Consider the following 21,339-nt stretch of genomic DNA (forward strand, 5'->3'; position numbering starts at 1 on the left):
TATTTCCAACGTTGAGCCGTCAACGTCGAAAAAGACAAGAAGAACGGTCAGTGCTTCATTCAACTAGTCATGGATAATGGCGGCACAATGGCCACAGTGCGGCAAAATAATTCGAAATGTAAAACAAGCTGGTTTTAATCGAGGGCTGCGTAGCCGATGCGTTGCTTGTGAAGCCTCTCGATTGGCGAGCAGAAATTTCCCTGAGGTGGTCTGACCTCGACCGCAGCCGGGCAATCCTTTCGGTTCTCGAACGGCAGATTGTGAATGAGCAGCCATTCTCGGCACAATACTCGATCGAACGACTTCTCCGTTGGTGAGATCATTAGCCTTTGGCTGTCGCTAAATTGGTGCTGAGCTCGAAGGCCAGTCCCGACCCGATGGTGTATGGCTGCAGCACGGGCGCACTCTCGCTCACGATCGCCTCCACGACGCGCTTGCGTTCCTGATCACCCAATTCCTTGGCTAAGGAACTCATCCCGACCAGCGCCATTGTATTCAAATGCAGGAAAGGTACGCCTTCCCCGAAATGGATGGTGCGGGAAACAATCCTCGATCGGACCTCGTGGAAGCCGGCGTCTCGCAGCAGCGCCTCGAGTGGAGCCGCTTCCCCGAAGCTGTACCGTTGATCGGCGATGGCGCCCAAATGGCGCTCCGCGACGCGGCGCAGGTCGCGAAAGAACGGGATTTCGTCGTCCGGGCGCCACGTGGCGATCGCTAGCCTGCCGCCCTTCGTCAGCGCGCGACGCATCTGCGCCGCCGCCGCGGGTTTGTCAGGAAAGAACTGCAGTCCTTGCTGGCAGACGACCACGTCGAAGGTCTCACCACTACGCAGAGGCAACTCGCCGGCATTGCCCTGGCGCCAGTCGATGGCTGGTTCTACAGCCCGTGCCACCGCAAGCATGTCCGCGCTGACGTCGACACCGACGATATATCCGGCTCCACCGAGCCGCTCTCTCGCAACGCGCGCCACTAGTCCTGTTCCGCAAGCGATATCGAGTAGCCGATCGCCCGAAGACAATTCCAGTTCGTCAAGAGCCATCTCGGCCCATGGACGGAAGAGAGGGCCGACGAGCCACCGCTCGTACATCTCCGGGAAACTTACCTGGTTCATTGCGTAGCTGGGCAAGGTCATGATCGTCCTCCCTCAGGGCGCATGACTATGGCGGATCTACTTCACCGGCGCCAGCAGGTGCTCGCAAGGCGCGTCGGGCCACATTCGGCGCCATAGAATGACGTTTTGCAACGACGAGAAGCGAAAACCTTCGGCGGGCTTTGGACCAGCAGCCAGAGCGCTCCGTCGGGTGGCAACACTCTTCGCATCACGCGGCTTCGCCGCGTGCAAGGGCCGCCGCCTGCTCCAGACTCACGCCCTTGACCAGGGGGTCAGCGTGCCGATGCACTAGGCGCCATTCCGCCTCTTCGCGGCGAAAGACCAAGGTAACCCGCAGCGGCCAATCCTGGGCTGGCAGACCGCCGACCTCGACGTGCGGGCGTTCAATGATCGCGAGGACCACCATGTCGGCGGAACCATAGGCTTGAAGAAGTTCGTGCTTGAAGGTGCCGTTCTTGAAAAAGCGGCCCATCGCCTCGATCCGCTCGGCAGTCAGTTCAGACGCCCGCGTGGGATTTCCTCCGAATGGAGACATCAGCAGGAAGTCCTCGGTATGTGGGATCACCTCGTAGTATTTCGTTATCTCCCCGCGCATCAGCGCCGAATTTGCTTCCGCAGACCGCTCGACGAGATCGGCAACCGTCTGGTCTATCGCAGGCTCCGCAAGAGCCTGTGCCGAGGCTTTCGTTGATCTTGCAGTTTGTGACAATGCCACGCCAGCGCTTGCTGCGGCGAGAAGGGAACGTCGTGATACTGGCATGCGGGTGCTCCTGCATCTGTTTCCGATGCGAAGCGCGCCTTGCGCTGCTCCGCTCGCTCAGGAGATCGCACTTCGATGATGCTGAATCCAGTGATATGATTTCATCGACATGCTGAACAGAATTGACCTATCCCGCGCAGACCTCAACCTCCTCGTTCTGTTTGGGATCGTGCCCGACGAGCGCCACGTGGGCCGGGCGGCCGAAAAGTTGAATCTGACGCATCTCAAATCAGCAAAGCTCACGCCTCAGCGATAACACCTAGCCTGGCCAATCGAACGTCTGGGCAGCTCGGACCATTGCCGCCGTCGCCGGGCTATAGGGCCGGCCCGGAACGCTAGCCAGGGACACCGTGCGTGCCACCGCGGGTTCGATCAGCGGACGCTGCAAAAGTTCAGGCGATGTCACCGAATATTCAGGCATGAAGGCGAAGCCGATCCGCGCCAGCACCATTGATTGGATCCAATCCTCGCGTTCGGAACGAAAGCGGGCATAAAGGCTGACGTTTCTTTCCCGGCACGCACCCATCACCAGGTCCCGCATTTCGCAGGACAGACGATCGACATAGGGTTCTTGAGAGAGATCGACCAACTTGATTGCATTGAGGGTTGCAAGCCGGTGATCCGGCGCGAATACGACGACGTAACGCTCACTGTAGAGATCGTGGACGCGGAACGCCGCTCCCAATCCCTCCAGCGGATTGAGAACGGCAAGATCGAGATCGCCTTGCTCAAGCCTGTTTTTCAGTTCCTGAACGCTCGCCTCGCTAACTTCAAGCTCGACGCCATGATAGTCGCGCTGGAACTTTGCGAGGAACCGGGCGAGTTTCACATGGCCGATGGTCGACATGACGCCGAGGCGGATCGGCACCTGGTTGAGCAGCCTGAAATTGTCGGCAAGCGTTCTGGTTGCGTGGGCCTCCTGCATGATCTGCTGAAGATGCGGCAGAATGGAGCGTCCGAACTCACTCAGGAGGACGCGCCTTCCTTCGCGGTGGAACAAGGGCGCGCCAAGCTCATCCTCGAGCGTCTTGACCGCTTTGGTGAGCGCCGGCTGAGACACATTGCAATCGGTGGCGGCCTTGGTGAAGTTCAGCATCTTCGCGGCGGCAAGCACGTAGCGGACCTGAAACATCTCCATGGCGAGCCCTCCCGAGGCGGTTCCACGAAACGACATTGTAATCCTTTCATCGATAACTGTCGGCTATCGATCGATAGAAAAAATGTCGTTCTCTTTCGCCCGCCGCTGCATTCAACTCTTGGGGTCACTGTTCACAGGAGGAGAAGGAAATGACTGTCTACATGGTGGAACGCGATCTCAAGGGCATCAGCATGGAAGCGCTGGGAGATGCGCAGAAGGCGGCGATCAGCAAAGCCGCCGAGATGGCCTCCAACGGCACGGACATCAGCTACCTGCGCTCGACCTTCGCACCGGAGGACGGGCGCTGCATGTGCCTGTTTGACGCTGCCTCCGATGTCGACGTGAAGCGTCTAAACGACGAGGCGGGGCTGCCCTATCACAGAATCGTGCCGGCGCTCGATCTCACCCCATAGGGCCGGCGCGACCGGGCTCGTGATGACTGTACGGGCGGTGTTCTTGCGGAGTTATGCAGCGCGCCAGTTTGAATCTTTGGAACGACGGAAGGGCCAAGTCGTTCGTGCTGCATCCGCCAGCCACACGCGTTGCCAGGAGAGTCGGAGCATGTTTGGCAATTCGGGCACCCTTCCTCTGCCTCGCCTGCTTGAGCGTCGTGTGGACACCCTTGCGCAGTCGTTCATGCGCCAGCGGCTCGGATCGCAGATGGACTTCTCGACCCCGCAGGGCGAGCCGGCGCTGTTGCCGCCCAGCTCGGTGTCGTGGCGTATTTTCAAGAACCCGGTTGCGCTGTTCATCGGCGGGGTTACGGCGGTGCTGCTCGAATTGGCAGAGCCGCGGGTTCGCGACGCCATTTGGCAGCACAGCACATTCCGCTCCGACGCGCTCCGACGATTACGTCGCACGGGCCTCGCCGCCTTGGTCACGGTCTACGGTCCCCGGACCAAGGCCAAGGCCATGATCGAAGGTGTCGTCAGGAGGCATGGGCGCGTTTCAGGCCGAACCAGCGAAGGTGAGCCATACCACGCCACCGACCCGGAGTTGCTGGACTGGGTGCAAGCGACGGCCGGGTTTGGTTTCATGGAGGCCTATCACATCTATGTGCATCGACTGTATTTTTTCGAACGGGATGCGATGTTCGCCGAGGCTCGCCCCGTCGCGCTTCTCTATGGTGCGGTTGACGCGCCCACGTCGCAGGCCGAGCTTTACGCGCTGTTCGACGCGATGAGGCAAAGACTCGTCGCATCGCCGATCGTCCTGGAATTCCTGCAGATCATGGAAGACGTTCCCGTCTTGCCAGGAATGGCTCAACCGCTTCAGCGGCCATTTCTGAAGGCGGCTGTCGAGATCCTGCCCCGCTGGGTCCGCAAGCGGTTGGCACTCGGCGACCACTGGACGTTGAAGCCGTGGGAGCGTGCTTTTGTGAAGACGACGGCTGCAATCTGCGAGCGCATCGTGCTCCCTTCATCTCCGGCCGTCCAGTCGTGCCGTCGCCTCGGTCTTCCCGAGAACTATCTCTATCGCCGACAGAAGGCACCTAGACACGAGCAGCACAGTCGCGATCATGCAGGATTTGATGCCCGCATAAGGGAAAGCGACGGGTTAAAAGTGCGGCAATGGCCGCCCTAGTGCCCGTATCTCGCGTTGGGGAATGTCCAGCGAAGGGCCCGAAAGCGACGATCAGCGGAGCCGAAACTTTCTTATCATTTCCATCTGGCAGGCTGTCGGACATGCTCCGCTGGTAGCCGCCCAGCAAGTTCCCTCGCGATCCAGTTCAGGGCGTCGCGAGGCCGGTCCCGCGACGGGCCGCATCGACGCTCCACGCGCCGCCTCCCGCGAAAAAGAAGTACAGGAAAATGAAGCAGTAGAGGATTGACGAGTCGCCCTCGTTGACAACCGGAAAGAAGTTTTGCGGCGCATGCGCCATGAAATAGGCGACCGCCATGTTGCCGGACAGAATGAACGCGACGGGCCGGGTGAAGAGTCCGAGGGCAAGCAGCGCGCCTCCGATCAGCTCGATCAATGCCTGGATCACAATAAGCCCCGACAGTTGCATCGGCTCGGGAGCGGGCGGAAAATTGAAGAGCTTTTGAGTTCCGTGCTCCAGAAACAGCAGCGCCGACATGATCCTCACGACGCTTAACCACACCGGAGCCCAGGCAGAAATCTTGTCGAAATTCATCAGTTGGCCTCCATCATGACCCGGTGATTCCGGGCAGCAGGCTGAATTATCAGCGGGTCCGCTCTTCGCACCGATTTCGCGAAGTCGGTATGATGCACAGCGCGAGCCGTAAACCAATACTCCCAGTTCACAGTCGCGTGACCTCCGGTCGTACTTTTGATGAAGTGCCGAGCCGTGGAGCTGAGACCTTGCCGATGCGCTCCAGCGGGTGCCAATCGCCAGGCTCATGCCGCCCAAAAAGGGCAGCGATTTTGGGACAACGACATGAACAAGATCAAGCCCGGGTCAGCGGATACTGTTCCTTCAGCGTCCTCAGCACCTGATCACCGGGCATCGGCGCGCCGAACATGAAGCTCTGCACATATTCGCAGCCCATCTGGCGCAGTTCGAGCGCATCGCTTTCGTCCGAAATGCCCTCGGCCACGACCGAAAGGCCGAGTTCATGCGCCATGTTGACCATCGATTTGAGCAGCACCGCGCGCTTGGGTGTCGTGTCGTCGACAAAGCTCTTGTCGATCTTGATCGTGTCGAAGGGAAAGCGCGTCAGATAGGCCAGCGATGAGTAGCCGGTGCCGAAATCGTCCAGCGACAGGCCGATGCCAAGCTTCTTCAGCTTGTTCAGCACATGGGCTGTCTGCTCGGGATTGTCCATCACCAGCGATTCGGTGAGCTCGAGGCGGAAACAGCGCGGCTTCAGATTGGCCCGCGCGATCACCGAGCGAACGTCACTGACCAGATCGCGGCGGATGAGCTGTCGGCTGGACAGGTTGACCGAAACCGACAGCGGCGCGTCGCCGATCTGCTTTTGCCATGCCGCCAGATCTTCGGCGGCCTGTTGCATGGCGAACAAGCCAAGCTGCACGATCAGGCCGCAGCTCTCGGCGACCGGGATGAAATCGCCTGGCGGGATCATGCCGCGACGCGGATGATACCAGCGCAAAAGCGCCTCGAAGCCGGCAACGCTGCCGTCTTCCAGCCGCACGATAGGCTGGTAGGCGAGTGTGAATTCGCGCCGTTCGATGGCGCGGCGCAGGTCGGACTCGAACTGCAGCCGGTCGGTGCCGACGGTGCGGAATGCGGGTCGGAACGGTTCGATCCTGTCGCCGCCAAAACGCTTGGCCTGGTGCATGGCAAGCTCGGCGTCCTTGACCATGTCCTCGGCCGAACTCTGCGCCGAGGTCCAGGTGACCAGACCGATCGATGCGGTCAGCACGATCTCGCGCTTGGCAAAGGTAATCGGATTGTTGATGGCATGCTTGATGGCATCGGCAACGGCTGCGATGCGGGCCGGGTCCTGCTCGGAAAGCAGCATCAGCGCGAACTGGTCGCCGGCAAAGCGCGACAGCGAATCCTTCGGCTTGAGCAGCCGGTGCAGCCGGCGCGCAACAGTGAGCAGGATGGTATCGCCGGCCGAGATGCCGAGCCCGTCATTGACCTGCTTAAACCGGTCGATGTCGATGACGAAGACGGTGGGACGGACCTTCTCCTCCGTGCGCGCGATCGAGATGATCGCCTCCAGCCGGTTCATAAGCAATTCCCGGTTCGGCAGGCCGGTCAGATTGTCGTGCACGGCATCGTGCAACAGCCTCTCCTCGGACTTCTTCTGCTCCGTCACGTCAACCATGGTGCCGACGCAGCGGATGACCTCGCCGTCCGATCCGATCACCGGCCGGGCGCGCAGCGAAAACCAGTGATAGTGCCCGTCGGCGCCGCGCAGGCGGAAATTCTGCGACACCCGGCCGCGCCGGTGCTCGAGCACCACGTCGAGCGTCGTACGGAACGTGTCTCGGTCGTCGGCATGGAGTACCGGCAGCCAGTTGCGGGCAGCGCCGCCCAGGCTGTCGGGCGCAAGGCCAAGCTGGATGCTGACATCCGGCCTGGTGACGACGCGGTCACGCATCACGTCCCAGTCCCACACCGTGTCGCCCGATCCGGCTACGGCCAGCGCCTGCCGTTCGAGATCGGAGAACAGGCCCTGATGCAGCGCGCCGCCGGCAAAGGCGTGCTGCATGACGGTGAAGCCGATCAGCAGGATGATGAGGATCAGCCCGCCGCCCAGTGCCGGCTGGGCGATGTCGTTGTCGAGCATGCCGGTGATCGCCATCCACGACCCGCATAGCCACAACAGGACCATGACCCAACTGGGCACCAGCATGATGGCACGGTCGTAGCCGCGTATGCCGAGGAAGATGATCAGGCCGAGGCCGGTCAGCGCGGTGGCGGCGAAGGACAGCCTGGCGATGCCGGCGGCGACCGCCGGGTCGACGATTGCAACGCCGGCGATCAGCAGAAGCCCCAGAATCCAGACCAGAGCACCGTAGCTGAAATGGCCGTGCCATCGGTTAAGGTTGAGATAGGCGAACAGGAACACCACGAAGGTCGCTGCAAGCGCCACCTCCGTTCCGGCCCGCCACATCTGCTCGTTGCCGGGCGATATTTCCAGGACCTTGTTGAGAAAGCCGAAATCGATGCAGATATAGGCGAGCACCGCCCAGGCGAGCGCTGCGGTTGCCGGGAACATCGAGGTCCCCTTGACGACGAAAAGGATGGTCAGGAACAGCGCCAGGAGGCCGGCGATGCCGATGACGATGCCGCGAAACAGCGTGTAGGAATTGACCGAATCCTTGTAGGATTCCGGCTCCCAAAGATAGACCTGCGGCAGTTTGGGCGACGCCAGTTCGGCAATGAAGGTGATCACCGTTCCGGGGTTCAGCGTCACCCGGAACACATCAGCGTCGGGGCTGCTCTGGCGGTCGAGCGCGAAGCCCTCGCTGGGCGTGATCGCGGCAATGCGGGTCGAGCCGAGATCCGGCCAGAAGATACCGGAATTCACCAGCCGGAAATGCGGTGCGACGATCAGCCTGTCGAGCTGCTGGTCGGTGGTATTGGCAAGCGCGAACACCGCCCAGTCGCCGGTCGAGCGCGCGTCATTGGCCTCGACCTCGATGCGCCGCACGATGCCGTCCGGTCCCGGAGCAGTCGACACCTGAAAATTCTCGCCCTGGTTGCGGTAGATTTCGACGGCGCCCGAAAGGTCGAGCGCCACATCGTCGCGGGCAATCTTGATCGGTTCGACGGCGAAGGCCGAGGACGCCGCGCAGAGCACGACGATTGCCGTCAGCACAAAGGCGAACAACGACCCGATTCGCAGGAAATTCGTCAAAATCAGTCCTTCGTTTCCGCGCCCGGCGGATCGTCCTCGATCCGGGCGTAGAGGTAGTGGTCCTGCCAGATGCCGTTGATCCTGAGATAGGATCGGAGAAGTCCTTCGCGCCGGAATCCGGTTTTTTCAAGCACGCGGATCGACCGGGTGTTGTCGGGAATACAGGCAGCTTCGATCCGGTGCAACCTCAGCGTATCGAAGGCGAAGCGCGTCACCACCTTGACCGCGTCGGTCATCAGGCCACGGCCGCTGTAGCGCTCGCCGATCCAGTAGCCGATATGGCCGCTTTGCGCGACGCCGTGGCGGATATTGCCGAGGGTGATTCCACCGACAAGCTTGGCGTTGCTTTTGTCGAAGATGAAGAAGGCTATGGCCGTTCCCTGCGCATAGTCTTCGCGATAGCGGCTGAGGCGATGCCGCCAGGCCGTGCGGTCGAGCTCGTCGGGGTTCCAGCGCGGCTCCCACGGCTCCAGGAAGGCGCGGCTTTCCCCGCGCAGCACCGACCATTCACGATAGTCGTTGGTCAGCGGCACGCGCAGCGTGACCCGGTCACCCTTCAGTGCCGGCAGGTCACGGCGAAAGAAAGGGAGCGCGAACATGACGCTTTGATGGACTTAGCCGGCGAGCTTTAGGGCCGTGGTCTGCGTGCCCGAAAGCGACTCGAGGACCGCCTCATAGGGAGCGAGCGTGCCCACCGGTCCGACGGCAGTCAGCGTCGGCTTGGTCGAAAACAGCCGTGACGACAGGTCCGTCAACCGCTCGACCGTCAGCGCCGACAGCCGTTCCATCAGCTCTTCCTTGGCGATCGGCCGGCCGAACAGAAGCATTTGCCGGGCGATCTGCGAGGCGCGGCTGGCTGGGCTTTCGGCAGACATGATCAGGCCTGCACGGTACTGGGCGCGTGCCCGGTCGAGTTCCTCCTGCAGGATGGTCTCGCCGACCTTCTGCAACTCGCCGATGACCACCGGCACCAATTCGGCGATATCGCTCTGCCCGGTCGCGGCATGGACGCCGAATATGCCGGTATCGGAAAAACCCCAGTGGAAGGCATAGACCGAATAGCACAGCCCGCGCTTTTCGCGGACCTCCTGGAAAAGACGCGACGACATCCCGCCGCCAAGGATCATCGACAGGACCTGCGAGGCGTAGAAGTCGCGTACATGATAGGCGCGGCCCTCGAACCCCAGCACGATCTGGGCGTCCATCAGGTCGCGGTCCTCGCGGAAATCGCCGCCGACATATTGCGCATATTGCGGCATGGTGTTGTCGGACTTGCTGCGGAAACCGCCGAGATGCTTCTCGACCTCGCGCACGAAGTTGTCGTGCTTGATGTCGCCGGCGGCAACGATCACCATGCGCTCGGCGCCATATTGCCGTTCGATGAATTTGTGCAATTGCTTCGAGGTGAAGGACTTGACGGTTTCCGGCGTGCCGAGGATGGAGCGGCCGATCGTCTGGTGGCGGAAGGCCGTCTCGGTGAAGTGGTCGAAGACGACGTCGTCGGGTGTATCGTGTGCGGCGCCAATCTCCTGCAGGATCACATGCTGCTCGCGCTCCAACTCCTGCGGGTCGAACTCGGATTCCTGCAGGATGTCGGACAGGATATCGACGGCTAGGGGGACGTCGTCGCTCAGCACCCTGGCATAATAGGAGGTGGTCTCGACACTGGTGGCGGCATTGATCTCGCCGCCGACATCCTCGATTTCGGAGGCGATCTCGAAGGCGCTGCGCCTTCTGGTTCCCTTGAACGCCATGTGTTCAAGCAAGTGGGCCATTCCGTGCTCTTCGCTACGCTCATTGCGGGCGCCCGATTTGATCCAGGCGCCAAGAGCGACGGATTCGAGGCTTGGAAGGGTTTCGGTGGCGACTGTCAGGCCGTTCGACAGACGGCTTACCTCAACACCCATATAGCTGATACTCCCTAATTTGCCGCCCGCGTGTGGCGGCTAACATAATCTTCCACCATTTTCAGGTCGGATGGAAGTACCGTGTATTTTTCCTCTGAAGTCATCAACCCGCCTAGCCATGCGGGCAGGGCAGGCGACACGCCGCTGGACGCTTCGACGGCGGCCGGGAACTTTGCCGGATGGGCGGTGCCCAGCACCACCATCGGCACGGCATTGGTGGTTCTTGCAACCGCAACGTGCATGGCCGCGGCCGTGTGCGGGTCGAGCAGATAGTTGCTGGCTGCGAGCGTCGAGCGGATCGTGGCGGCGACTTCGTCCATGGTCGAGCGGCCGGCGTCGAATTCGGAGCGGATCCTGGCGATCTCGCCCGCTTCGATGGTGAAGGCGCCGGACTGCTTGAGGCCGCTCATGTAGCGCCGCACGGTCGAGGCGTCGCGGCCGGCCGCCTCGAACAGCAAGCGTTCGAAATTCGAAGAGACCTGGATGTCCATCGACGGCGACGTGGTCGAAAAGACGCCTTTCGTGCGGTACTCGCCGCTCGACAGCGTGCGCGCCAGAATGTCGTTGTCGTTGGTTGCAATGATCAGCCGCTCGATCGGCAGCCCCATCTTCTTGGCGGCGTAGCCTGCGAAGATGTCACCGAAATTGCCGGTCGGCACCGTGAACGAAATCGGCCGGTCGGGCGCGCCGAGCGACAGCGCCGATGAGAAGTAGTAGACGATCTGGGCCATGATGCGGGCCCAGTTGATCGAATTGACGCCGGACAGCGATACTCGGTCGCGAAAACCGTGATCGTTGAACATGTCCTTCACCAGGCCCTGACAATCGTCGAAATTGCCGTCGACCGCCAGTGCATGGACATTTGCGGCGATGGACGTCGTCATCTGCCGCTGCTGCACCGGCGAGACCCGGCCGTGCGGGAAAAGAACGAAGATGTCGGTGCGGTTGCGCCCGGCGAAGGCATCGATGGCGGCCCCGCCGGTATCGCCGGAGGTGGCGCCGACAATGCTGGCGCGCTGGTCGCGTTCGGCAAGCACATGGTCCATCAGCCGGGCGAGAAGCTGCATAGCGACGTCCTTGAAGGCAAGCGTCGGGCCATGGAAGAGTTCCAGAACGAACATGTTCGAGCCGGTCTGCACCAGCGGGCAGACCGCCTCGTGACGGAACGTCGCATAGGCTTCGCGCACCAGGCGTTCAAACACCGGCATCGCGATCTCGCCGCCGAGAAACGGCGACAGCACGCGGATGGCGAGGTCGGGATAGGCAAGGCCGCGCATCGCGCGGATCTCAGCTGCCGAAAACTGCGGCCAGGTTTCAGGGACATAAAGTCCGCCATCGCGCGCCAAACCCGCCAGCACAGCGTCGGAAAATCCAAGCACGGGCGCTTCCCCGCGGGTACTCACATAGCGCATCGTCATGTTCCATTGCTGCCGGGCGGTATTGTCCGCGGCAAAGTGGTTAATTTCCGTACTTGCTCAGTCGCATTTTTGCCGCGCGGTTGATATACGTCACCCGCTTTGCGAGAGGGAAGTGCAGTTCATGGCGTTTCATACATTTAACGGTCGTTTTGTCGCGGGTCTGGCGCTCGCCGGCTTTATGCTTACCGCCGCCGGCTGCCAATCAGGCGGCAGCAGCATGCTGGGCTTCGGAAAGAAGGACACGACACCGCCACCACCGCCGGACCCCAAGGTTCTCGCCAGCCAATTGCTGGCCTATTGTCCGAAAGTGACGCTGCGCGACGGCACCGCCTTCTTCAACACCTATGCCAAGGGCAGTCAAAAGCCCAAGAAAAAAGCCGCCACCCTGGATGCAGAAGCTGCCGCGCTTGACGCGAGCAGCGGCCAGCAGGATGATTCCGCCAAGATCGTCTATCAGGCCTCGATCACCGATGTGACCCGCGACTGCATCCGCGCCAACGGCTCGCTGACGATGAAGATCGCCGTCGCCGGCAAGGTCGTTCCGGGACCGATGTTCAGCCCTGGCACCATCACCATGCCGATCCGTATCGCTGTGATGCATGGCAAGGAGGTCCTTTACTCGCAGCTTCACCAACATCAGGTCCAGGTTACCAATCCCTCGAGTGCCACCCAGTTCGTCTTCACCGATTCGAACGTTGTCGTTCCCGAGCCCACCGCGCGGGACTATCAGGTGTTCGCCGGCTATGACGAAGGCCCGCCGAAGAAGACCGACAAGAAGGTTGCCGCAGCCGAATAGCCGCGGCTTTGGATCTGCGCGTCCATTTGGACGCCTGCTTCACGCATCCGCCGACCACTCCGACAGGGCGGAGATCACGCTTTTCAGTTCCGCCCAGCGGCGGATGACCGTTTCGGCGCCCGCCTCGGTCAGCGCGTCGGCATGCCCGGGATAGCTGTGCGCCGCTCCGGTGAAGCCGATCACACGCATGCCGGCTGTCCTGGCGCCGGTCACGCCATGCACGGAATCCTCGATGACGAAGGTGTTCGCCGGATCGGCCTGGAGCTTTGCCGCGGCAAAGAGAAACACGTCGGGCGCCGGCTTGGATTTCCCACTTGGTGTTTCCAGCGAGGAAAAAATCCGGCCGCTGAAAAACGGCAGCAGATGCACCTTCTCCAGCATGAATTCGATCCGCTCGGTGCGCGAATTCGAGCAGATGCAGCGCGGCGCCGTCACCGCGGCGACCGCCTCGTGCACCCCGTCGACGGCGCGCACGTCGCTGCGCAGGCGGCGGTCGACCAGGTCTTCGGCGCGATCGATCAGCGAGGCCTGGAACGGGACGCGGGATTTTTCCTCAACCCGCATCATGATGTCCTTGAAGGTCAGCCCGGCATAGGTTTCGGAAATCTCCTCAGCCGAAATCTCGTAACCGGCCGACGTCAACAGCTCGGCTTCGATGCGCGCGGCGATGATCTCGGAGTCGACGAGCACGCCGTCGCAATCGAAGATGACAAGGTCTGGCTGGGGCATAGCGATCCGAAAAGCGGGAGGGAGGAGGCTGGGACGGTTCAGGCGGCGCGGCATACACCAACAGGCCGATCTTCGCAAATTACCCGGGGTCCGCACCCCAGGCCTTCACCGAATATTTACGCTGATCGGTAACCATAACAGGGAGTAAACAGTAACGCGTGCTTTGGGTGTAACAATGTCTGCCGTGCGTCTTCTCGACGAGCTTTCCCATGCTCCCCAGCAATCCGAATGGCTCGATACGATCCTGAAGGGCGATTGCGTCGCCGCGCTCGACCGGCTGCCCGAAAAATCCATCGACGTGATCTTTGCCGATCCGCCCTACAATCTGCAGCTCGACGGCGATCTGCACCGGCCCGACCAGTCCAAGGTCGATGCCGTCGACGACGACTGGGACCAGTTCGCAAGTTTTGAGGTCTACGACGCCTTCACCCGGGCCTGGCTGCTGGCGGCGCGCCGCGTGTTGAAGCCCAACGGCACCATCTGGGTCATTGGCTCCTACCACAACATTTTCAGGGTCGGCGCCAAGATGCAGGATCTGGGGTACTGGATCCTCAATGATGTCGTCTGGCGCAAGACCAATCCGATGCCGAATTTCCGCGGCCGCCGCTTCCAGAACGCCCATGAGACGATGATCTGGGCCTCGCGCGATCAGAAGGGGAAGGGTTACACCTTCAACTACGAAGCGCTGAAGGCGTCGAACGACGACATTCAGATGCGGTCCGACTGGCTGTTTCCGATCTGCACCGGCGCTGAGCGCCTCAAGAACGAAAATGGCGACAAACTGCATCCGACGCAGAAGCCCGAAGCGCTGCTCGCCCGCATCATGATGGCCTCGACGAAGCCCGGCGATATCGTGCTCGATCCCTTTTTCGGCTCCGGCACCACCGGCGCGGTGGCCAAGCGCCTCGGCCGCCATTTCGTTGGCATCGAGCGCGAGCAGGCCTATATCGACGCCGCCAACGAGCGCATCGATGCAGTCCGGCCGCTGGACGGCGCTGCTCTTACCGTGCTTACCGGCAAACGCGCCGAGCCGCGCGTCGCTTTCGTCAGCCTCATCGACACCGGGCTGATGCTGCCGGGCGCCACGCTCTACGACGCCAAGAAGCGCTGGGCGGCCAGGGTGCGCGCCGACGGCACTGTGGCGGTCGGTGGCAGCGCCGGATCGATCCACAAGATCGGCGCGGAAGTGCAGGGGCTGGATGCCTGCAACGGCTGGACCTTCTGGCACTATGAGCGCAGCGGCGGCCTGACCCCGATCGACGAGCTTCGCCGCATCGCCCGCCTCGGTATGGAGCGGGCAGGGGCCTGACGATAACCGCTACAGAGGTCTCGTTGCACATCGTTCTCACGCGGCGCGCAGGCCGAGGTAACGAACCATCGGGTCGAAGTCTCGGTCATCATGCAACAGCGCGTGTCCGCCCAGGATGCAGAATGTGCCGATAATCATATCGACTGTCCTGCGGATGGTGATGCCCCGCGGAGCAACGCGACTTCGCTACGGAGTGGCGGAGCTAACCGAAATCGTGCCCGGAACGGGTCTTCGGCTCACGCGTTGCAACGTGGAGGTGACGGCAGGCGTGCATCACCGACGCGCTGGTGGGTTCCCATCCAATTGTTGCCGCGATCGGACATGCGAAGCGCGCCGCAGTCATCGAAGAAAACGCCCATACATTCGTTATGTCCGCGGCGATGGGAGTGCTGGCACGACGTCGATCCAAAGGAAAGTAGATGAGTGCGTTCTCTCTTTCATCGGACGGGAAACTTGCGATAACGGCGAGCGAGACGTCGTCCAAAAATGATTTCGACTATTTGGTGGGCAACTGGAACATCAGGAATCGTACGTTGAAGGAACCACTGGCCGGCAGCGACGAGTGGGAGGAATTCGACGCGACCCAGGAGTTCCGCCAAATCCTAGTGGGTTTGGGCAACTTCGACATTTTTCATACGGAGTTGGGAGGAAAGCCGTTCGAGGGCCTCACCGTGCGATTGTTCGATCCAAAGACGCGTCTCTGGACGATCTACTGGGCCGACAGCAACGCGGGCAAACTCGACGACGGAAAGGTGGGCTCGTTCAATGGCGACGAAGGCGAATTCTTCGGCCGTGAGGTTGTGGCCGGCAAGGACGTTATCGTGAAATTCCAACTGGGATAAGCGCAACCCGAAAACCCCGATTTACAGCCGTGCGTTCTCCGCTGATGCAGGCAGTACGTGGGAATGGAATTGGTACTCGAAGTTTTCACGACGGTGACTGACTGAGTTGGCCCAAACTAAATGCCGCTCCTTCGCGTGCAGCCAAGAGGAATCCCGAGCCGGACTCTTATGTCAGGTGGGTACCACTAGCGCGGGTAGCCGGTTCGGGTTTTCGGCGCCGCCGGAGGATCACGGTGAGCGATTCCCCAGGAAGAGTCATTGACCTTTGCCCACCGTTTCTCGAATGCTCGATTCTCTTATCCATCGGAGACCAGATCTATGAAAGCTCTTGCCTCGCCGTTTGTCGTCGCCCTCGTCATGGGTTTGTTGGCCTCTCCGGCGATTGCGCAGAACACCGGCGCAGAAAACCAGCTTGATGCGGTTATCAAGAACGGCAAGCTGCGCGTCTGTACGACCGGCGACTACAAGCCCTTCACCTTTCATGACAAGCCCGCGAACAACTACCAGGGCATCGATATCGATCTCGCAAAATCTCTGGCAAGCTCACTAGGGGTCGAGGCGGACTTCGTGGCGACTACCTGGAAAAAATTGCTTGCCGATTTTACGACCGGCAAGTGTGACATCGCGATGGGCGGTATTTCGGTGACCTTGGAACGCCAGAAGCAGGTGTTCTTCAGCGAGCCCTATCTCGTCAATGGCAAGGCACCGATTGCGCGCTGCGAGGACGAGGCGAAATTCCAATCGATTGCCGACATCAACAAGCCGGATGTGACTGTGATTGTTAATCCCGGCGGGACCAATGAGAAATTCGTGCGTGAAAAACTCAGTGACGCTAAAATTGAGATCTACCCGGACAACGTCACGATCTTCCGCCAAATCCTTGACGGCAAAGCCGATATCATGATCGCCGAATCGGTCGAAACCGAGTTGCAGGAGAAACTTCACCCTGGCCTTTGCGCGATCAACCCCGAGAAGCCGCTCCAATATGGCGAAATGGGTTATATGCTTCCTGAGGGTGCCGTTGTCTTCAAGGCCTATGTCGACCAATGGTTGCATCTTGCCAAGGCGACGGGTGAGTTCGATCGCATCTACGCTTCTCACGTCAAGTAGCGCCCGAGACGGATCCAATGGCAGCGCCGTGGACCGCGCGTCTCAGCGACTGCGGTCAGGCCCGTCACAGTGATCACACTCTGACCCCCAGGCGATCGAGGTCCGCCTCGAGTGTCTTTGCGTCGGTGAACAGCACCGACTGCCAGCCGGCCGCCTTGGCGCCGTCGACATTCTTTTGGCTGTCGTCGATAAACAGCGTGGCCGCGGGCTCGAGGCCGAACGCGGCGACGTGATGGTCGTAAATGCCGCGATCCGGCTTGATCATGCCGATCTCGCCCGAAATGGTCACACCGCGCGGGCGGTTGAGGAAGTCGAAACGCTGCCGGGCTTCGGCAAGCGTGTCGGACGCAAAATTGGTCAGCATGGTGACGTCGTGGCCGCTCTCGATCAGCTTGTCCATGAGTTGGACGCTGTCATCGTAAGCGTGCGGAACCATCTCGTGCCAGAGGCGGCGGAAGTTGCGGATGTTTTCGGCGTGGTCCGGGTATTCGGCGATCAGCAACGCCTCGGCCTCTTCCCAGGTGCGGCCGCGGTCCTGCTCGATGTTCCAGTCATGCGTGCAGACATTGTCGAAAAACCACTTTCTCTCCTCGGCATCCGGAATGATACGGCTGAACGGCAGGTTCGGATCGTAGTGGATCAGCACTCTGCCGATGTCGAAAACGATGTGGCGGATTTCGGTCATTCTTGTCCTCGTTCAACGCAGTTCAAATGGGGCGACGTGGGCGATTCAATGTGCGCGCTGCTTCTTCGTCGCGCCCGGTATCGCTGCTTCGATTACCTTTTTCATGACGGTGGGCAGTGCTTCGCCGGAAATTTCGTCGGCCAGCGACCAGAAATGACCCGCTGGGGCGGCGACATCGGCCATCGCTTTGAAGATTTCGAGTTCGAGCGCGAAATGGGTGAAGACATGGCCAATCCGGCCGGCTGGCCTCCAGTTGCCGGGGAAGGGCGCCGCCGCGTCCGTGGTGGCGCCGTCGATCCGCGCGGTCCAGCCGGTTGTCGGCACTTCGGTCATGCCGCCGAGCAGGCCCTTATCCCCACGTTTGCGCAAAAGGACGGCGCCATCGCCGCGTACGGCAACGAAAGCAGCCCCGCGCCGCAATGGTTTCTCGCCCTTCGGCAGGCGGACAGGGAAGCGTTCGGCATCGCCGGAAATAATGGCGCTGCAATCCTCGCGCAGCGGGCACAGCATGCAGCGCGGCCGGCGCGGCGTGCAGATCGTCGCGCCAAGATCCATCATCGCCTGGGCGAAATCGCCCGGCCTGGTCGCTGGAACCATGCGCTCGACATAGGTGCGTATGTCGCCCTTGGCCTCGCTCAGCGGCGTGACGATCGAAAACAGCCGGGAAACCACCCGCTCGACATTGCCGTCGACGACCGCGGCGGGCTGGTCGAAGGCGATCGCGGCGATCGCCGCCGCTGTGTAGGCGCCGATGCCGGGCAGCTCTCTCAAGCCAGCTTGCGTATCCGGAAACCTGCCGCCTTGCCGCGCGACGAGATTGGCGCAGGCCTTGAGATTGCGCGCGCGGGAATAATAGCCGAGTCCAGCCCAGGCCTTCATGACATCTTCGGTCGCTGAAGCGGCCAACGCCTCGATATCGGGCCATTTCTCGACAAAGGCCCGGAAATAGGATTTTACCGCTTCGACCGTGGTCTGCTGCAGCATGACTTCGGAAAGCCAGACCCGGTAGGGATCGGGCCGCATGCCGCGTGCCAACTCGCGCGGCGCAATGCGCCACGGCAAGTCGCGATGATGCGCGTCGTACCAGGCGAGCAGGCGGGACGCGATCTCGCCACTTTCTCCGGATGCGGCTTTGCCGCTGTCTCCGGATGCGGTCTTGCGGGTCTGGTCGTGCAGTGCCATTGATCGAGGACTGGCCTAACCGATGCATGGTGAAGGTCGTGACTGGAGAACGCACATGGCAGGGAAAAGGCCCTTCGGCAATCCCGTTCCGGTGAGTGATCTCGCAACCCGGATCCTCGATCCGGTGCTGCGCAAGCGAGCCGGCATGTCGATCGGGCTCGTCCAGTCGTGGGAGGAGATTGCCGGGCCGCGGCTTGCCAGCCGTTCGCGCCCCGAAAAGATCCAGTGGCCGCGCCGCATGCATGAAGATGATCCGTTCGAGCCGGCGGTGCTGGTCATCGCCTGCGAAGGCATGGCGGCGCTCCATCTGCAGCACGAGACCGGCGAGATCATCAACCGGGTCAACGCCTTCCTCGGCTTCAACGCTATCGGTCGGATCAGAATCGTGCAAAAGCCGGTCACGGTTGACAAAGGCCGGCTTAAATCAAGCATCCGGCCGCTGACCGCGGCCGAGAAGGTGAAGCTGTCAGGCACTGTCGGAATGATCGAGGATGATGGGCTGCGCGCCTCGCTGGAGCGGCTCGGCGCCACCATTCTCGGTCAAAAGAAAACATAATCTCGCGCTTTCGTGATCGCGCAGCCAAGTTTTGGCGATTGGAATGGGGACGGCGATGCCTTAATTCGCGCCAACTCTCGCCTTTTCTAGCCTTTGCATTGCAAAATCCAACCATTGTCAGGTGATTCGTATGCCCCGTCTTTTGTCCCGCAGAAACCTCCTGTCGTCACTGGCCGCCATTCCGGCGGTGGCTCTGCTCGCCGCCTGCAGCGACTCGGGCGAGAAAGCCGTGGCGGAGGATGTGAAGCCTGCGGCCCCCGCCGATGCGATGACGCCGGCCGATCCGGCAAAGCCGGCCGCTCCGGCCGCGGCCAAGGCGCCTGAGGCCCAGGGCACGGTGGACATGGCTGCCTTGCTGAAGCCCGGCGCACTGCCCGACATGCAGCTCGGCAAGGACGACGCGAAGGTCGCCATCGTCGAATATGCCTCGATGACCTGCCCGCACTGCGCGCATTTCCATGAAACCACCCTCCCGGCGCTGAAAACGAAATACATCGGTACCGGCAAGGCCCGCCTTATCCTGCGCGAGTTCCCCTTCGATCCCAGCGCCGAGGCCGGTTTCATGCTGGCGCGCTGCTCCAAGGACAATTATTTCCCAATGGTGGACGTTCTGTTCAAGCAGCAGGCAAACTGGGCAGGTGTCGCCAATACCAAGGACGCCCTGCTACAAATCTCCAAGATGGCCGGTTTTACACAGGAGTCGTTCGAGGCCTGCTTGACGGACCAGAAACTTCTGGACGATGTGAGGTCGGTCCAGAAGCGCGGCGCCGATGAATTCAAGGTCGACTCGACGCCGACCTTCTTTATCAACGGGAAGACCTACAAGGGGGCGCTGTCGATTGAGGAAATCTCGGCCATTATCGACCCTCTGCTCTGACGTCTCGGCAGCGCCGAAGCGGCTGCGCTTCGGCGTGCGCAACTTTTTGTTGCGCCGCGAGTTCTTGTCGCCAAACCGCGGAACACTTTTGCAGAACCCGCTTTTGGGGCGGCGCGAATGAAATTCTCGCGCCTTCGCCTGCTCGGTTTCAAGTCGTTCGTCGAACCCGGTGAGTTCGTCATCGAACGCGGCCTGACCGGCATCGTCGGCCCCAACGGCTGCGGCAAGTCGAACCTTGTCGAGGCGCTGCGCTGGGTGATGGGCGAAAGCTCGTACAAGAACATGCGCGCGTCCGGCATGGACGACGTCATCTTTTCCGGTTCCGGAACGCGTCCGGCCCGCAACACCGCCGAAGTCACGCTTTTCCTCGACAACAGCGACCGTAGCGCGCCCTCGGCCTTCAACGACGCAGACGAGTTGCAGGTTTCGCGTCGCATCGAGCGCGAGGCGGGTTCGCTCTACCGCATCAACGGCAAGGAAGCCCGCGCCAAGGACGTGCAGCTGCTTTTCGCCGACCAGTCGACCGGCGCCCGTTCGCCCTCGATGGTCGGGCAGGGCCGCATCGGCGAGCTGATCCAGGCCAAGCCGCAGGCGCGTCGCGCGCTACTGGAAGAGGCGGCCGGCATTTCGGGCCTGCACACACGTCGCCACGAGGCCGAACTGCGTCTGAAAGCGGCCGAACAGAATCTGGAACGGCTGGACGACGTCGTCGGCGAGCTGGAAAGCCAGATCGAAAGCCTGAAGCGCCAGGCTCGCCAGGCCTCGCGCTTCAAGAACCTGTCGGCCGATATCCGCAAGGCTGAAGCGACGCTGCTGCATCTGCGCTGGACGCTGGCCAAGACGCAGGAAGGCGAGGCGCGCTCGGCGCTGGCGATCGCCACGGCACTGGTCGGCGACCGCGCCGCCGCCCAGATGGCTGCCGCCAGGGAGCAAGGGATCGGCGCCCATCGGTTGCCGGACCTGCGCGACGCGGAAGCCGCCGCCGCTGCCGCCTTCCAGCGCCTGTCGATCGCCAAGACGCAGATCGAGGAAGAAGCGGGCCGTATCCGTGCCCGCCAACTGGAGCTCGACCGCCGGCTCCAGCAGCTCGACGGCGACATCGTCCGCGAGGAGCGGATGGTCCGCGACAATGCGGATATTCTTGATCGCCTCGCCGCCGAAGAAGCCGCGCTCAACACCGAGAACGCCGGCGCCGCCGACCGCGATGCCAGCACCCGCGCGGCGGTCGAACAGGCGGCTTCGACGCTTGCCGCCAGTGAAGCCAAACTCGCCGGGTTGACCGCCGAACGGGCCGAGGCCGCCGCCTCCCGCAACCAGATCGAACGAACGCTGCGCGACACCGCGGAGCGCCGCGACCGTTTCGCCCGCCAACTCGCCGATGTCGACCGGGAATTGTCCGATATCGCCTCCAGGGTCGCCGGCCTGGCCGATCCCGCCGAGAAGCAACTTCTGGTTGAACAGGCGCTGGCGCTGCTCGAGGAAACCGAAGCCGCGGCGATTGCCGCCGAACAGGCTGTCGCCGAGGCGCGCGCGGGTTGAACAGGCGCTGGCGGTGAAACCATCCCAACGCCAGAGCGCCCCTTCGCGGCTGACCAGCCGCTGCCCGGGAGCAAGCTGCG

19 protein-coding genes and 3 pseudogenes are annotated in these 21,339 nt (G+C 61.8%); 10 read left to right on the forward strand and 12 right to left on the reverse strand.

Going from position 1 to position 21,339, the window contains the following annotated elements:
• Positions 1-322 precede the first annotated feature (322 nt).
• Together AC0L15_RS09415 and AC0L15_RS09420 are read right to left on the reverse strand one after the other, a co-directional pair.
• Positions 323-1,132: a class I SAM-dependent methyltransferase gene (locus AC0L15_RS09415; protein ID WP_287245025.1), complete on the reverse strand. Its 810-nt coding sequence runs from the start codon at positions 1,130-1,132 to the stop codon at positions 323-325.
• Positions 1,133-1,319: 187 nt separating this feature from the next.
• Entirely contained in the window at positions 1,320-1,871 is a 552-nt protein-coding gene (locus tag AC0L15_RS09420; RefSeq protein WP_287245022.1) for a nuclear transport factor 2 family protein, read from the reverse strand.
• A gap of 109 nt (positions 1,872-1,980) precedes the next feature.
• On the opposite strand from AC0L15_RS09420, the pseudogene AC0L15_RS09425 reads away from it, so the two are divergent.
• A pseudogene (locus AC0L15_RS09425) lies at positions 1,981-2,091 on the forward strand (LysR family transcriptional regulator); the annotation flags it as partial.
• Positions 2,092-2,130: 39 nt separating this feature from the next.
• Here the strand turns inward: AC0L15_RS09425 and AC0L15_RS09430 are convergent.
• Complete coding sequence (locus tag AC0L15_RS09430) at positions 2,131-3,009, reverse strand: LysR family transcriptional regulator (RefSeq protein ID WP_287245019.1); 879 nt, start codon at positions 3,007-3,009, stop codon at positions 2,131-2,133.
• Between the two features lie 149 nt (positions 3,010-3,158).
• Here AC0L15_RS09430 and AC0L15_RS09435 point away from each other — a divergent pair, with 149 nt between their 5' ends.
• Positions 3,159-3,422 carry a DUF4242 domain-containing protein gene (locus AC0L15_RS09435; protein WP_128245646.1) on the forward strand — a complete coding sequence of 88 codons (264 nt, stop codon included), beginning with the start codon at positions 3,159-3,161 and terminating at the stop codon, positions 3,420-3,422.
• Between the two features lie 148 nt (positions 3,423-3,570).
• Entirely contained in the window at positions 3,571-4,593 is a 1,023-nt protein-coding gene (locus AC0L15_RS09440) for an oxygenase MpaB family protein (protein WP_287245016.1), read from the forward strand.
• A gap of 145 nt (positions 4,594-4,738) precedes the next feature.
• On the opposite strand, the gene AC0L15_RS09445 is transcribed toward AC0L15_RS09440, so the two are convergent.
• From AC0L15_RS09445 to thrC, 5 genes are all read right to left on the reverse strand, one after another.
• Positions 4,739-5,146, reverse strand: coding sequence for a DoxX family protein (locus tag AC0L15_RS09445; RefSeq protein ID WP_031254957.1), 408 nt, complete (start codon positions 5,144-5,146; stop codon positions 4,739-4,741).
• 274 nt (positions 5,147-5,420) lie between these two features.
• Entirely contained in the window at positions 5,421-8,309 is a 2,889-nt protein-coding gene (locus tag AC0L15_RS09450; protein WP_287245014.1) for an EAL domain-containing protein, read from the reverse strand.
• A gap of 2 nt (positions 8,310-8,311) precedes the next feature.
• Positions 8,312-8,908 carry a GNAT family N-acetyltransferase gene (locus tag AC0L15_RS09455; RefSeq protein WP_287245011.1) on the reverse strand — a complete coding sequence of 199 codons (597 nt, stop codon included), beginning with the start codon at positions 8,906-8,908 and terminating at the stop codon, positions 8,312-8,314.
• Between the two features lie 15 nt (positions 8,909-8,923).
• A complete protein-coding gene (locus AC0L15_RS09460) occupies positions 8,924-10,216 on the reverse strand; it encodes a M16 family metallopeptidase (protein ID WP_473496276.1) in 1,293 nt (430 codons plus the stop codon).
• A gap of 14 nt (positions 10,217-10,230) precedes the next feature.
• A complete protein-coding gene (gene thrC / locus AC0L15_RS09465) occupies positions 10,231-11,628 on the reverse strand; it encodes a threonine synthase (RefSeq protein WP_473496277.1) in 1,398 nt (465 codons plus the stop codon).
• A 127-nt stretch (positions 11,629-11,755) separates the two neighbouring features.
• Here thrC and AC0L15_RS09470 point away from each other — a divergent pair, with 127 nt between their 5' ends.
• The gene (locus AC0L15_RS09470) at positions 11,756-12,430 is read left to right on the forward strand and encodes a hypothetical protein (protein WP_027152380.1); all 675 of its coding nucleotides are present in this window, start codon (positions 11,756-11,758) and stop codon (positions 12,428-12,430) included.
• A gap of 39 nt (positions 12,431-12,469) precedes the next feature.
• On the opposite strand, the gene AC0L15_RS09475 is transcribed toward AC0L15_RS09470, so the two are convergent.
• The gene (locus AC0L15_RS09475; RefSeq protein ID WP_027152381.1) at positions 12,470-13,159 is read right to left on the reverse strand and encodes an HAD family hydrolase; all 690 of its coding nucleotides are present in this window, start codon (positions 13,157-13,159) and stop codon (positions 12,470-12,472) included.
• Positions 13,160-13,334: 175 nt separating this feature from the next.
• Here AC0L15_RS09475 and AC0L15_RS09480 point away from each other — a divergent pair, with 175 nt between their 5' ends.
• Positions 13,335-14,468: a site-specific DNA-methyltransferase gene (locus AC0L15_RS09480; RefSeq protein ID WP_023799298.1), complete on the forward strand. Its 1,134-nt coding sequence runs from the start codon at positions 13,335-13,337 to the stop codon at positions 14,466-14,468.
• Between the two features lie 36 nt (positions 14,469-14,504).
• Here AC0L15_RS09480 and AC0L15_RS09485 read toward each other — a convergent pair.
• Positions 14,505-14,636: pseudogene (locus AC0L15_RS09485) on the reverse strand (type II toxin-antitoxin system VapC family toxin); the annotation flags it as partial.
• 251 nt (positions 14,637-14,887) lie between these two features.
• On the opposite strand from AC0L15_RS09485, the gene AC0L15_RS09490 reads away from it, so the two are divergent.
• On the forward strand, positions 14,888-15,310 hold the full coding sequence (locus tag AC0L15_RS09490) for a hypothetical protein (RefSeq protein ID WP_287245007.1): 423 nt from the start codon (positions 14,888-14,890) through the stop codon (positions 15,308-15,310).
• 318 nt (positions 15,311-15,628) lie between these two features.
• Positions 15,629-16,420 carry a transporter substrate-binding domain-containing protein gene (locus AC0L15_RS09495; protein ID WP_287245006.1) on the forward strand — a complete coding sequence of 264 codons (792 nt, stop codon included), beginning with the start codon at positions 15,629-15,631 and terminating at the stop codon, positions 16,418-16,420.
• A gap of 73 nt (positions 16,421-16,493) precedes the next feature.
• Here the strand turns inward: AC0L15_RS09495 and AC0L15_RS09500 are convergent, their stop codons facing one another.
• Positions 16,494-17,105: an HAD family hydrolase gene (locus tag AC0L15_RS09500; RefSeq protein ID WP_236388011.1), complete on the reverse strand. Its 612-nt coding sequence runs from the start codon at positions 17,103-17,105 to the stop codon at positions 16,494-16,496.
• Between the two features lie 45 nt (positions 17,106-17,150).
• A complete protein-coding gene (gene mutY, locus AC0L15_RS09505) occupies positions 17,151-18,287 on the reverse strand; it encodes an A/G-specific adenine glycosylase (protein WP_287245003.1) in 1,137 nt (378 codons plus the stop codon).
• A gap of 55 nt (positions 18,288-18,342) precedes the next feature.
• Between mutY and AC0L15_RS09510 the strand changes: the two genes are divergently transcribed.
• From AC0L15_RS09510 to AC0L15_RS09520, 3 genes and pseudogenes are all read left to right on the forward strand, one after another.
• The gene (locus AC0L15_RS09510) at positions 18,343-18,843 is read left to right on the forward strand and encodes a DUF721 domain-containing protein (RefSeq protein WP_287245000.1); all 501 of its coding nucleotides are present in this window, start codon (positions 18,343-18,345) and stop codon (positions 18,841-18,843) included.
• A gap of 130 nt (positions 18,844-18,973) precedes the next feature.
• Positions 18,974-19,720, forward strand: coding sequence for a DsbA family protein (locus tag AC0L15_RS09515; protein ID WP_287244999.1), 747 nt, complete (start codon positions 18,974-18,976; stop codon positions 19,718-19,720).
• A gap of 117 nt (positions 19,721-19,837) precedes the next feature.
• Positions 19,838-21,250, forward strand: a pseudogene (locus AC0L15_RS09520) (AAA family ATPase); the annotation flags it as partial.
• Positions 21,251-21,339: the final 89 nt, after the last annotated feature.

Source organism: Mesorhizobium sp. WSM4846 (assembly GCF_055811415.1).

Coding starts and splice junctions, on each gene's coding strand:
- AC0L15_RS09510 (WP_287245000.1), top strand. CDS start 18,343: ATGGCAGGGAAAAGGCCCTTCGGCAATCCCGTTCCGGTGAGTGATCTC.
- AC0L15_RS09420 (WP_287245022.1), bottom strand. CDS start 1,871: ATGCCAGTATCACGACGTTCCCTTCTCGCCGCAGCAAGCGCTGGCGTG.
- AC0L15_RS09495 (WP_287245006.1), top strand. CDS start 15,629: ATGAAAGCTCTTGCCTCGCCGTTTGTCGTCGCCCTCGTCATGGGTTTG.
- AC0L15_RS09515 (WP_287244999.1), top strand. CDS start 18,974: ATGCCCCGTCTTTTGTCCCGCAGAAACCTCCTGTCGTCACTGGCCGCC.
- AC0L15_RS09455 (WP_287245011.1), bottom strand. CDS start 8,908: ATGTTCGCGCTCCCTTTCTTTCGCCGTGACCTGCCGGCACTGAAGGGT.
- AC0L15_RS09435 (WP_128245646.1), top strand. CDS start 3,159: ATGACTGTCTACATGGTGGAACGCGATCTCAAGGGCATCAGCATGGAA.
- AC0L15_RS09480 (WP_023799298.1), top strand. CDS start 13,335: ATGTCTGCCGTGCGTCTTCTCGACGAGCTTTCCCATGCTCCCCAGCAA.
- AC0L15_RS09445 (WP_031254957.1), bottom strand. CDS start 5,146: ATGAATTTCGACAAGATTTCTGCCTGGGCTCCGGTGTGGTTAAGCGTC.
- mutY (WP_287245003.1), bottom strand. CDS start 18,287: ATGGCACTGCACGACCAGACCCGCAAGACCGCATCCGGAGACAGCGGC.
- AC0L15_RS09500 (WP_236388011.1), bottom strand. CDS start 17,105: ATGACCGAAATCCGCCACATCGTTTTCGACATCGGCAGAGTGCTGATC.
- AC0L15_RS09490 (WP_287245007.1), top strand. CDS start 14,888: ATGAGTGCGTTCTCTCTTTCATCGGACGGGAAACTTGCGATAACGGCG.
- AC0L15_RS09460 (WP_473496276.1), bottom strand. CDS start 10,216: ATGGGTGTTGAGGTAAGCCGTCTGTCGAACGGCCTGACAGTCGCCACC.
- thrC (WP_473496277.1), bottom strand. CDS start 11,628: ATGCGCTATGTGAGTACCCGCGGGGAAGCGCCCGTGCTTGGATTTTCC.
- AC0L15_RS09415 (WP_287245025.1), bottom strand. CDS start 1,132: ATGACCTTGCCCAGCTACGCAATGAACCAGGTAAGTTTCCCGGAGATG.
- AC0L15_RS09470 (WP_027152380.1), top strand. CDS start 11,756: ATGGCGTTTCATACATTTAACGGTCGTTTTGTCGCGGGTCTGGCGCTC.
- AC0L15_RS09430 (WP_287245019.1), bottom strand. CDS start 3,009: ATGGAGATGTTTCAGGTCCGCTACGTGCTTGCCGCCGCGAAGATGCTG.
- AC0L15_RS09475 (WP_027152381.1), bottom strand. CDS start 13,159: ATGCCCCAGCCAGACCTTGTCATCTTCGATTGCGACGGCGTGCTCGTC.
- AC0L15_RS09440 (WP_287245016.1), top strand. CDS start 3,571: ATGTTTGGCAATTCGGGCACCCTTCCTCTGCCTCGCCTGCTTGAGCGT.